Here is a 12,116-nt window from a genome sequence, read left to right as displayed (position 1 = left end):
ATAATCTCTAGGTTATTTTCATATTTTTATCTATGAGTAAATGTAAATATTGAAGTTATGTGAAACATGTCAAGTAATATTACTACATTAATACATATAAGCATTCCACATAGTATATCCTCAATTTTACTATTTGTCTTTATCATCCCAATTGAAAATCTCTTTTTGCTAAAGGGGTAAAACCATGGCAAACCTCCAACTGTTAGGCTATCTAGAACTAGGTGAGAAAGTATTCCTAAAAATACCCCCTTTATACCAATTAACATGAATTTATTTATAAACATGCCAATAACAGCTGAATATAAAAATAAATATACAAGTGGTGCATGAAATAACTTTCTATGACCAGCTAATTTATTTATTGCTTTTGATACACCTTTAGTTTTTTTACCAATGTAACTATTTCCGTGATCTATATCTGGAAATATACTACCAACAAAAGCTCCACCAAGAAATATTGCTGTAGATGAAAATGGCATGTGGATCATTTGGCAGTTCATATATAAGCCCGCTAGTATTCCACCATTTATATGTGTTTTGTAATTCATTTTTTAATTCCTACTTTCAGTTTCTCATTTTATCATAGGTTTAAATTTCTTCATTATGTTATTATACTATAGACTATTTTATAATTTAAAGAAAAATCCACTAAAATACTATGTTTTTAGTGGATAAATTTATATATTTAATGTTAATTTTTATTATTGATTATTAGGCTTATTTGTTTGAGTAATTTTTATACCTGTATTACTTTTGTCTAAACAAATTTTTTCTGATTTACAGCCCTTACATCCACAGTTGCATTTTCCTTTTGAAGAATTCTTAAGAGATTTAAAAATTATAAATCCAGCAAAAGAAATTATTATAATCGTAATTAATATTTCTATCATTGAAACTTCACCTACCTGATATTATAAAAGTATGATTTAAGTTTTGATAATGATACTTAATCATATTCTTAACAATTATTAAAAAAACAAACTATTCGTTTTTAAAAATAAATACACAAGGTTATAAAGAAAACCACCCAAATTAAATACTAGGAAAGAAGCAATCCATGCCACAACCAACTGAAAGAAAATTGAAAACAAAGTTAATTTACTTCCATATTCTTTTTGCATCGTTCCAATTGTAGATATACATGGAGTATAAAGTAGTATAAATACTAAAAAGGCATATGCAGAAATATTAGTAAAATGAATTGGTAAAATTACTGATAAATCCCCCGCAAAAATTACTTGCATAGAAGCCAAAACTGATTCTTTAGCTAGCAGTCCTGAAAGTAAGGATACTGCTGATTGCCAATTACCAAAACCTAAAGGTTTAAAAATTGGTGCGAGAACATTTCCAATTGACGCTAATATACTATCATCTACTTGATTTACCATACCATGAAGATTAAAATTCGACAGAAACCATACTACCACACTCATTGCAAATATAATAGTTGCAGCTTTCTGTAAAAAGCCGCTAGCTTTATCTAGAGTTTGTTTATAAATAGATGATATTTTAGGCATCTTATATTCTGGAATTTCAATTATAAAGGGTTCTTCATCTTTTTTGAAATATGTATTTTTGAATAAAATACCAAGCAAAAATGCCACAAAAACGCCAAGTAGATATAGAGAAGATACCACTAATCCTCTATGAGTATCAAAGAATACAGCTGCAAATACAGTATAAACTGGAAGCCTGGCATTACATGACATAAATGGCACTAGTAATGCTGTAAGTTTTCTATCTTTTTCACTTTCTAAAGTTCTAGCAGTCATAATTGCTGGAACTGTACATCCAAAACCTATTATCATAGGAATAAAAGCTTTACCAGAGAGTCCCATTTTCCTCATTAACTTATCCATCATGAATGCGACCCTAGCCATATAACCGCTATCCTCCAAAATAGTTATACATATAAATAGTACTAATATTATTGGAAGTAATACTATAATCCCCCCAACACCTGAAATAATACCATCTACAATTAGGGAACTAAACCAAGCAGAAGAATTCGATAATAGTTGGTGCGCAGTCGGTATAATGTTATTATTTAAAAGGTCATCCAACAAATCTGAAATTGGTTGCCCAACCCAAGAAAATGTTAACTGAAACATTAGGGCCATAAGTAAAAGAAAAATAGGATATGCTAGAACTGGATGTAGAACAAACTTATCCAATCTCTCAGTAATGCTTTCCTGCATGTTTTCTTTTTTTGTCATACATGATTTTAATACATTTTCTATAAAACTATATGCTTCTTTTTCAGATGAAAAATCAAATTTTCTATGATTCAATGGTTTAGTAAAGTTTCCTTCTTTAAGTCTTTCTTTAACTTTATCTACTCCTATATTTTTTCCTGCAATAATTGGAATTACCTCGACATCTAATTCTTTAGACAACTTATTATAATCAATAACAATTCCCTTATTTTCGCAAACATCAATCATATTCAAGGCTAATATTATTGGTTTATTAAATTGTTTAAGTTGAGTTGTAAGGTATAAATTTCTATTTAGATTAGATGCATCCACAATATTTAATATTAAATCAACATTACCTTCTTCTAAAAAACGCTTGGACACTTTTTCTTCATTTGAGAAAGTATCCATAGCATATATTCCAGGCAAGTCAACAATCTTAATATTCTCAAAAAGAAAACCTTCTTTTTTGTCTACAGTTACACCTGGCCAATTACCAACATACTGATTGGAGCCAGTGAGTAAATTATATAATGTAGTTTTTCCTACATTAGGATTACCAAGTAAAGCTACGTTTATCATTTATTTAAGTCTCCCCTATTTTGCTAATAATTTAGATGTTTAAGCCACTATTATTATAATTTTTTTAATAATATATTCTTAGCATCTTTTTTTCTGATAGCTAAATCAAAGCCTCTAAAGTTTATAATAATTGGATCACCAAGTGGTGCTGTTCTTCTAAGTTCAACCTCAGTTCCTTCAATACATCCTAATGCAAACAACCGCTTAACTAATTTTGAATCTCCTTTAATAGATGAAATTATTCCTTTTTCTCCTGGATTTAAACTGCAAATGCTCATAATAATGACACCTCCTAAATGAAATTATTTATCATATAATTAAGAATATCATTATTGCCTATAATAAGCAATATAAAATTGGTATATTTACTCACTTTTTTGATATATTTAAGTTACTTTTTTCTTGCATAATAATATAAAATAATTTCCATATATGATTTAACATTAAAGGCTATATTTATATTCCTAGACTGAAAATAATAGTATATATTTAACAATTCATACTATTATTTTATTACTTAAAATTCTATAAATCAAATATACTAGTCTATTAATAAAAAATTACTTAGGATTTCAAAATTTCAAAAATAGATTAATTAATACTAGCATTTTTGCTATAATTATTATTTGTATAGATGAACAAATTTTTCAATAATATAATAAAGTCATGCATTTTTACAATTAATTTGGAGGTAAGTTATGAACAATAGTCGAAGTTTTTTTCTTTATTTAATATTATTAATTGGAGTTGTTGCACTTTCAACATCTGCAATATTTGTAAAACTTTCAAGCGCTCCAGCACCTATTATAGCCACTTATCGAATGATGTTTTCTACCTTTATTTTGCTACCCGTTTTGCTTATACGAAAAGGTACTATTAAGGAATTAATCAATTTATCACATAAACAATTGATTTTAGGTAGCATTTCCGGTGCCTTTCTTGCATTACATTATGGGCTTTGGTTTGAATCGTTAACTTACACATCTGTTGCAAGTTCTACTATATTTGTAACTCTTCAGCCGCTATTTGCTTTTGCAGGTGGGTATTTCTTTTTTGGAGAAAGATTGAGGGGGCTTGCTCTTGGTGGAGGTATTTTAGCTATTATTGGGAGTTTTATAGTTGGATTTGGAGACTTTAATATTGGAGGCAAAGCATTGACTGGAGATTCTCTTGCCCTAATAGCCGCGGCGTCTATAACTGTTTATTTTTTTATAGGCCAATATTTAAGGAAAAATTTATCTCTTATTGTATATGCTTTAATAGCATACTCATCAAGTACTTTATTTTTGCTAGCATATTCTTTATTTTGTAGATATCCATTGGTTGGATATCCATCAGTAGATTGGTTATGGTTTCTTGGTCTAGCATTTATTTCAACCATAATGGGACAAACTATTTTTAATTGGCTGATTAAATGGGTAAATACTTCAACAATTTCAATGAGTATTTTAGGTGAGCCCATTGGAACTTGTATATTAGCATATTTTATTTTTGGAGATATAGTTACTCTTAAACAGCTTATTGGTTCTACAATTATTTTGTTTGGCATATTCTTATTTTTAATATATAACAAGCCTAGAAAAATTCCAAGTTAACATAAGAGAAAGTTGAAAACTAATTAATATTTGTTTAAGAATTTAGAAAAAGGTACCATGATATTATAATCAGGTACCTTTTTCTAAAAGCCATTTTTACTATTTTTTGATTTCGTTAATTATATCTTCGGATTCATTATAAGAATCCTCTAATTGTTTAAGAGGTGTATCATAAGGTTTTACCCATCCTCTATTAACAGTTAATTCTGTAAGAGCTGTATGACCTTCAACAATTTGTCCTAATGAAGCTGAATATATAGCCCTCAATTCAGGTGTACTACTTGTTAGTGCTGCATTTAGATACATATCTGCACCTTCCTTAGCTGTAGAAAGCATGCTTGATGCTATTATCTCATCATCTATATCAATGGTACTCTTAATCATATCTCCAATTATACTTCCCATATTACAATACCTCCTTTGAAATTGGCACTCCATTTTCATTCATAAATTGCTGAATTCCTTTTATTCTGCCTTCAGTTGCTAATAAGCCTGCCTCTGATTGTCTTTTTAAATCTCCATCCGTAATTAATGAACTAACAGCTCTTTGCATTGCCAATCCATCACTTTCCATCTTTAAAACAGATGTTAAAGATAATATTTCTGCTTCTGAAAGTGTTCTCATATCATTACCTCCACATAATATATTTTACTTTTATATTATGTGTTTTTGAATTATTAATAGTCGTGTAAATTTTATCTCTTTTCATCATAGAATATATATTAACCCAATATACGATTATGTTACATAATTTATGCAATTGCTTTTAAAATATACTTCCAAAGAATTTTGAACTTCTATCTAAATACTCATTATAGTTATCTGAATTTTTATTAAAACTATTTATTTTCACTACATCATTACTTGTGGAGGAATGTACATAGTTCCCTTCCCCTAAGTACATAGCAACATGTCCTGGAAAAAATATTAGATCTCCTTTTTTTATTTGATTAAATTTTATTTCTTTAATTGGAAAACCTTCTTTAATTTTTGCATCTCTATAAATTAGAATTCCATTCAGCATATACGCAATAGAACAAAGACCTGAACAATCAATTCCAAGAGGCGTTTTTCCTCCCCATCTATATTGAGTACCAATATATGATATTGCTGAAGATACCAAACTATCCCTAAGACTTTCCTCATCATTTATATCATAACTCTTCTTCAAATTTGACATGAAACTACTTCTTATCCACCCCACATTAAGATTTGGTAGTATAACTTTTGTAAACTTATTATCTTCACTATGCTCAGAAGTAGAAATTAAGTTAGCTCCTCTTGTCAGGCTTTCAATTTGATACCCAGATGCTTGCGGCTTATTAAGAATATCTGCAAAAGAATTAATTACTATTGAATTTTTCTCCTTTTCCCACTTTTCTGCTAATTTATCATTTGTTATTAAATCAACCTTATTAATATACCCCTCATAGTTGTAATGGGTTCTTATATAAAACCAGTCATTAAACTCCTTTCTAACTATTTCAACATTCATTCCAAATAGAACTTCGTCAACATTTTCAGAATTATTTTTTGGTTCACTCTTTAATATCCCTATTGCACTAATAACTACTGCATTTTTCATTTAATCCCCCCAAACGTACAATCTTTAATGATCAACTAAAGAATAACAATTTCTTTTCTTTCCCCATTTATCTTTACTTTTGCCCCTAGTGGAATGCTTATAGTAGGAGTGCCGTGCCCGCAAGCCAGATTATAAATTGTTGGCTTATTTTCTGTCTTTATCAATTCTTCAAATATCTCAATTAGCGTTAAGCTGCTACTTCCTTCTATTGGATTACATCCATTCCAGGATCCTAGAATAATTCCAGCTGCATCTCTAAATTTTCCGCATTGCTTTAATTGAAGTAACATTCGATCTATTTTATATGGATATTCGTCTACATCTTCTAAGAATAATATTTTCCCTTTTGTATCAAGTTCGTGTGGAGTCCCCATAGAAGAAGTAATCAAAGACAGATTTCCTCCAACTAGCTTTCCTATTGCTTTTCCATTTACTAGTGTTTTTATTTCCTGTCCATCTGGATTTTTAAGTATTCCTAATGGTTTATCACTGAATATGTTTCTTATAAAATAGTCCATTGTATAATTGTCTACACCTTTATAAAATTCAGTTGATGCCATTGGAGTATGGAAAGTTATGAGTTTACATTTTTCATTAAATACGTTATGAAGGGCCGTTACATCACTATATCCTGCAAAAACCTTTGGATTTCTTTTTATCATATTATAATCTAACATGTCCAAAATTCTTCCAGCTCCGTATCCGCCTCTTATAGCAAAAATGCCCTTTATGGTTTTATCCTCGAACATTTCATTAATATCATCTGCTCGGATCTTATCGCTTCCAGATAAATATCCATGGTGGCATTTGCAGCTTTTCCCTAAAACAACTTCAAGCCCTAACTCTTCCATAGCCTTAATCGATGGTTCTATTCTTTCCTTTTTTACTGGACCAGAAGTTCCAATTAATCCTATTCTATCACCTTTTTTTAGAGATTTTGGTCTTATCATATTTATATCTCCCATATAATTGTTACATTGCAAACTTAATAAAAAAGATCATTGTATTTAATATATAAGTCCGTATAATCTATACTTTAAATTTTATTAGATCACACAGACGATATTTAAAAGTTCAATGATATTTTATAATCATTTATAAAATACACTTAATTATATGAGTTTGAAATATTCTTTATAATATATTATTAAAATATTTGTAAATTACAAAGTTTTAAGAGTTAATATGATAGTAGAAATACTCTCTTTAAATTAATTTTTCAATGAAGGTGAAATCTTTATAATCTGTTAAGCGTTTATTCAGAAATAATAAATATAATTAAGCTATGCATTGGCTACTAGCTTAGTTATAGCTAAAGATATTATTGATGTAATTAAATCCCTTGAGTCAGTTTTACAATATTACGTTAATTTTATTGATAAATTTGTTGAATAATATTATAGTGAAAGTGATATTGTTTATTATGTAATATATTTAAAATAATGTACTATTTTTCTTAAATAGAGAAACGTCTTTAATTTTTTTATAAACTAATAGATTGGATTTAATTGATATTATGCATAACAATCCTAACTATATGCTCATTAATAAACATGCTTTATAATCATTAAATCAATTTAGAGATTCTAATTTATTTCTTAAGGGGAGGGTTCCATTGGACAGTTGTTAATTAGAATTTCATATTTCTATAAATTTTCACTTATTGGATCAACTTAGCTTTTATCCTATTGAATAATACAAAAGTGTATTTTGAAAATATATAACGAAATTAAATAAAGATCAGATTTCTCATCTTTGATAATTAATTAGCATAGATAAGAAAATATGTGGGAGGCAATTTATGGATAACATAGTTCAAAAGTTTAAAAATACTTTCTATACAAAAGAATTCATTACCTTTTTAATAATAGGCGTTATAAATACCTTTAACGGAACTGCTTTTTCTTACCTATATTCAAGTTTTTTGAATGAAAATATAGCATTTATAGTTGGTTATATTTCAGGTTTGATTATATCGTATTTATTGAATAGTTTTATAACCTTTAAGGAAAGACTGCAATTCAATAAATTTATCAAGTTTGTAATATCATATATTCCAAATTTTATCATCCAAAATATAGTTGTGGTAATAGTATTTAATCTTCTGGGCCTAAATAAGCTTATTGCCTATTTATTAGCAGCAATTATAGGTATTCCAATTACATTTATATTAATGAAATTTTTTGCATTCAACAAAAAAATTAATTGAGTATTTCTCCAAAAATTACATTGGTAAAATCAATGAAAGAAATTAGACTTCTAATTTTAAATATGTATAATCAATATTAGGCATACAAAATAAGTTTTAAATATGTATGCCTTAAGTTATCTTTTAATGAATTGGAGGTACTTAATGAATAAGATAAAAAAATACTATATTATTATTCCTATAATAACGGCGATTCTGTCTCTTATAGTAATGATAGTAACATCAATAAACTCAAAGGTAATTAATAAAGGTTACTCTTATTTTAATGAAGATCTTAATTCTAATAAAATATCAACCGTAATAGTTGATACTTCTCCCAAAATGACTGTAATACTTAACAGTGGTGATAAATACTCTACAGATAACCCACATACTGATACTTTAAAAGAAAAACTCTTATTAAATGGAATAGAGGTTAAGGATGAGACCACTCCCCCTCTTACTAAAACTATTCCTTCAGGAGTTTTAGGTGTATCACTTTTTGCAATAGTTGCAATGCTTGTATACAGATCAAAAGGCGGCGTTTCTTCTGTAACATCTATGGAAATGCAAGATTTTAGTAAAGATAAGAAATCAGCTCTAAATTTTGATGCTGTAGCTGGAAATGAAGAAGCTAAAGATAGTTTAATGGATGTTGTAGATTTTCTTAAAAATCCAGAAAAGTATCAAAAGTATGGCGCTAGAATGCCAAAGGGTGTTATTCTTTATGGCGATCCAGGTACAGGTAAAACATTACTTGCAAAAGCTGTTGCAGGTGAAGCAGGAGTTCCGTTTTATGCACTTAGTGGTTCTGATTTTGTTCAAGTATATGTTGGAGTTGGTGCTGCGAGAGTAAGAAATTTATTCAAGAAGGCAAAATCTCAAGGAAAAGCTGTAATATTTATTGATGAAATCGATGCTATAGGTAAAGCAAGAGGTAATGGAAAAAATGGATCTAATAATGATGAAAAAGATCAAACATTAAATGCTCTTTTAACTGAAATGTCTGGATTTGGACAAGAAGAAGGAATTGTAGTAATTGCAGCTACAAATAGACTTGATATGTTGGACAAAGCTCTTCTTAGACCAGGAAGATTTGATAGACACATAGAAGTTGCATTGCCAGATGTTAATGCAAGAGAGAAAATCTTATCTCTTCATTTAAAGGACAAACCATATGAAAATATTGATATTAAAGATATAGCTAAAAAAACAGTATATTTTTCTGGTGCAAAGCTAGAAAGTTTAATTAATGAAAGTGCTATATTAGCTGCTAAAGACGATAGCGATTATATAACTTCTTACCATATAGAAAATGCCTACTCTATAACTTTAGCTGGGCATGAGAAGAAAGAAAGAAGTTATCTTAAAGAAGAAGATAAACTTCTCACAGCATATCACGAGGCCGGACATGGATTGATTAATATGCTACTACTTCCTCAAGATAAAGTTTCTAAGATAACAATTATACCAACAACAAAAGGTGCCGGAGGTTACACGCTATCTATTCCTGAGGATACTAGCTACCACAGAATAGATTACTTGAGAAATAAAATTAAAGTTTCACTAGGCGGTAGAGCTGCAGAAGAAATTATTTTTGGCAAAGATAAAATTTCTACTGGAGCACATGGAGATATATCTCAAACTACTGATATTGCTTTAAAAATGGTTACTGAGTATGGTATGGGTGAAACCTTAGGACTTATAAATCTATCAAGTGTAGGTCCTTTGTATAGTAGTTATGGAAACCCAGTTATTGAAGAATGTAAAAATATTGTTAGTGATCTATACGACGAAACGCTAAAAATTCTAAATAAAAATAGAGCTTCGTTAGATAAAATTGCTATAGCGTTATTAGAAAAAGAGACTTTACACGAAGATGAATTGAACAAATTAGTTATTCAAATAACTTAAAGTAAGTTAATCGAGTCAAATTAAATATATCCATAATTTAATTTTTTGAGAATATTTATTCTAAATATTCTAAGTGGAAGGCTGTATATATTTGGTGAATGTTCCCTTTATATTGGGACATTCAGTAAATATAGTAGCCTTCCATTTTTATGTGCTATTTTATATCTTTACTCTAAATATAGCCTTTCATTTCGTTTTGTTGGACTTTTCACAATCATAACGCGTCAAGTTGTTGGTAAACTATAGGTTACTCAGCTGTACTTACTGAATCTCCTTATAGGAATTCTGCTAAACGCAAATCTCTAGATAATATAGTGTTTTATGAGAAATTTTAATTAGTTTTATTATTTTAAATTTTTCGAACATAAAAATAGATAAATATCAATATATTTAGTTTGACATGTTATTAAAACTAAATTATAATTTGTTTGATTAATTATAGTAATCGTGTGATGAATTTGGGAGATGCTACAAACAATGTAGAGCCGAAGGTGAAACCGCAACAAACTCTCAGGCAAAAGGACCGAATTCTGACGAAACTCTGGAAAGTCTTATGACACCCAAGAAGCAATCTTTTAATTAGTTATTAAAAGAGAATCTTTCAGGTACAATAACAGAGGCGAATTGTTTACGCAGTTCGTCTTTTTTTATGCATCAAAATTTAAATTGAAAGAGGTATTTGATTTATGAGTGATATTAATATATTAGAATATTTAGGCATATTTGCATTTGCAGCATCTGGAGCTCACATAGCAATTGATGAAAAATTCGACCTATTTGGTATATACATTCTAGCTACTGTAACAGCTATGGGTGGAGGGGTTCTCCGTGATATTGTAACAAATGTTGGTATTCCATTATTCTTTTCAAATTATAAGACAATTCCATTTATTATTTTAGGTGCAACAATTCCTGTTATTCTTGGCGGAAAATTAAAATATAATACTATGTTTGTAGTAATAGATGCAATAGGACTTTCGGCTTTTTCTGTTTCCTCTGGAATTAAAGCTCTTGAAAGTGGATATAATTTAATGCTCTTTCTATTCGCTACAAGCATTACTGGAGTTGGCGGAGGAGTGCTTAGAGATATAATTACTAGTAGAAAGCCTGAAATTTTTAAGACTGATGTTTATTGTATCGCATGTATTCTCGGTTCACTTTTACTGTGGTTTTTATATCCACTTCTAGGAACTCATCTTTCTCAGCATATATCATTAATTGCCACTTTCTCGATTAGAATGATTTGTTATATAAAAAAAATAAATCTTCCGATAATTAATAAGAACTAATTATAATAGGCATCCTAGAATAAATTAATACAAAAATAATTTACTTTAGGACAAGCCTATTCTTATAAGTACATATTTTTATATAAAAAAGGAGAAGATATCATTAGACTTAGAATCCATATAAATATTATACATTAGAAAGGGGTTGATTTTAATGATTAACAAAAACAGTAAAATTGCCATAGTACTAGCAATATTATTTGAAATATTAATTATTATTACAGCTATTAAGAGTGCTTCATCTAATCCATGGAGTTATTTACTTTTTTTATTGTGGGATGCTGTAAGTATATTTATTCCTTTTATTATTGTTAGAATTGCTAATTTAAAAAAAATAACCCTTCCATCTAGTTTTTTATCAGCATCAATAATATTTATATTTATTACTTTATATCTAGGAGAAACTTTAAAGTTTTATAGTATGTTTTGGTGGTGGGATATACTTCTTCATGGTATATTTGGTGCATATGGAGTTATAATCGGAGTGCATCTATTACAGGGAATTATGGCCAAAACTAAAAATATAACTCAAAATAGGTTTTCAAAATTCACATTAATGTTTGCCTTTTGTTTCACAATCGCAATAGGTACCATTTGGGAGATATATGAATTTTTGGCGGATTATTTTTTTAAAACTGACATGACAAATGGAAGTCTTGAAGATACAGCAACAGATCTTATGATAAAGGGCACATGTGCTTTGATTACATGCTTAATATATTATTTTTCTAAATTAAAAAAGACAAATAGAGTTTAAATATCATTAA

At 28.7% G+C, this 12,116-nt stretch carries 13 protein-coding genes and 1 riboswitch; of the genes, 5 read left to right on the top strand and 8 right to left on the bottom strand.

The window, feature by feature from the left end; all coding sequences use genetic code 11:
- Positions 1 to 26: 26 nt before the first annotated feature.
- The 4 genes from T483_RS0112210 to T483_RS0112195 all read right to left on the bottom strand — a co-directional run bounded on the left by T483_RS0112210 (position 27) and on the right by T483_RS0112195 (position 3,055).
- A complete protein-coding gene (locus T483_RS0112210; protein ID WP_026887109.1) occupies positions 27 to 548 on the bottom strand; it encodes a metal-dependent hydrolase in 522 nt (173 codons plus the stop codon).
- Positions 549 to 701: 153 nt separating this feature from the next.
- The gene (locus T483_RS0112205) at positions 702 to 890 is read right to left on the bottom strand and encodes a FeoB-associated Cys-rich membrane protein (RefSeq protein ID WP_026887108.1); all 189 of its coding nucleotides are present in this window, start codon (positions 888 to 890) and stop codon (positions 702 to 704) included.
- Between the two features lie 78 nt (positions 891 to 968).
- The gene (gene feoB / locus T483_RS0112200) at positions 969 to 2,777 is read right to left on the bottom strand and encodes a ferrous iron transport protein B (protein WP_026887107.1); all 1,809 of its coding nucleotides are present in this window, start codon (positions 2,775 to 2,777) and stop codon (positions 969 to 971) included.
- Between the two features lie 53 nt (positions 2,778 to 2,830).
- Complete coding sequence (locus T483_RS0112195; RefSeq protein ID WP_017211634.1) at positions 2,831 to 3,055, bottom strand: FeoA family protein; 225 nt, start codon at positions 3,053 to 3,055, stop codon at positions 2,831 to 2,833.
- Positions 3,056 to 3,475: 420 nt separating this feature from the next.
- On the opposite strand from T483_RS0112195, the gene T483_RS0112190 reads away from it, so the two are divergent.
- Entirely contained in the window at positions 3,476 to 4,372 is an 897-nt protein-coding gene (locus tag T483_RS0112190; RefSeq protein ID WP_026887106.1) for a DMT family transporter, read from the top strand.
- Positions 4,373 to 4,471: 99 nt separating this feature from the next.
- Here the strand turns inward: T483_RS0112190 and T483_RS0112185 are convergent, their stop codons facing one another.
- From T483_RS0112185 to T483_RS0112170, 4 genes are all read right to left on the bottom strand, one after another.
- Positions 4,472 to 4,777, bottom strand: coding sequence for a spore coat protein (locus tag T483_RS0112185; protein WP_026887105.1), 306 nt, complete (start codon positions 4,775 to 4,777; stop codon positions 4,472 to 4,474).
- A gap of 1 nt (position 4,778) precedes the next feature.
- Positions 4,779 to 4,997 (bottom strand): hypothetical protein, encoded by a 219-nt coding sequence (locus T483_RS0112180; RefSeq protein ID WP_026887104.1) that lies wholly within the window; start codon positions 4,995 to 4,997, stop codon positions 4,779 to 4,781.
- A gap of 142 nt (positions 4,998 to 5,139) precedes the next feature.
- Positions 5,140 to 5,958, bottom strand: coding sequence for a C40 family peptidase (locus T483_RS0112175; protein ID WP_026887103.1), 819 nt, complete (start codon positions 5,956 to 5,958; stop codon positions 5,140 to 5,142).
- Between the two features lie 35 nt (positions 5,959 to 5,993).
- Complete coding sequence (locus T483_RS0112170) at positions 5,994 to 6,908, bottom strand: S66 peptidase family protein (RefSeq protein WP_026887102.1); 915 nt, start codon at positions 6,906 to 6,908, stop codon at positions 5,994 to 5,996.
- 851 nt (positions 6,909 to 7,759) lie between these two features.
- Between T483_RS0112170 and T483_RS0112165 the strand changes: the two genes are divergently transcribed.
- The 4 genes from T483_RS0112165 (at position 7,760) to T483_RS0112150 (ending at position 12,106) form a co-directional block, all read left to right on the top strand.
- Entirely contained in the window at positions 7,760 to 8,167 is a 408-nt protein-coding gene (locus T483_RS0112165; RefSeq protein WP_026887101.1) for a GtrA family protein, read from the top strand.
- A gap of 144 nt (positions 8,168 to 8,311) precedes the next feature.
- On the top strand, positions 8,312 to 10,060 hold the full coding sequence (locus tag T483_RS0112160; protein ID WP_026887100.1) for an ATP-dependent metallopeptidase FtsH/Yme1/Tma family protein: 1,749 nt from the start codon (positions 8,312 to 8,314) through the stop codon (positions 10,058 to 10,060).
- 449 nt (positions 10,061 to 10,509) lie between these two features.
- Positions 10,510 to 10,596: riboswitch (glycine riboswitch) on the top strand.
- Positions 10,597 to 10,746: 150 nt separating this feature from the next.
- Entirely contained in the window at positions 10,747 to 11,349 is a 603-nt protein-coding gene (locus tag T483_RS0112155) for a trimeric intracellular cation channel family protein (protein WP_026887099.1), read from the top strand.
- A gap of 154 nt (positions 11,350 to 11,503) precedes the next feature.
- A complete protein-coding gene (locus T483_RS0112150; protein ID WP_026887098.1) occupies positions 11,504 to 12,106 on the top strand; it encodes a hypothetical protein in 603 nt (200 codons plus the stop codon).
- The last annotated feature ends 10 nt before the right edge of the window (positions 12,107 to 12,116 follow it).

This window comes from Clostridium beijerinckii HUN142, assembly GCF_000621745.1.
Lineage (GTDB): Bacteria > Bacillota > Clostridia > Clostridiales > Clostridiaceae > Clostridium > Clostridium beijerinckii_A.
This window is presented reverse-complemented; position numbering and strand designations above follow the sequence as displayed.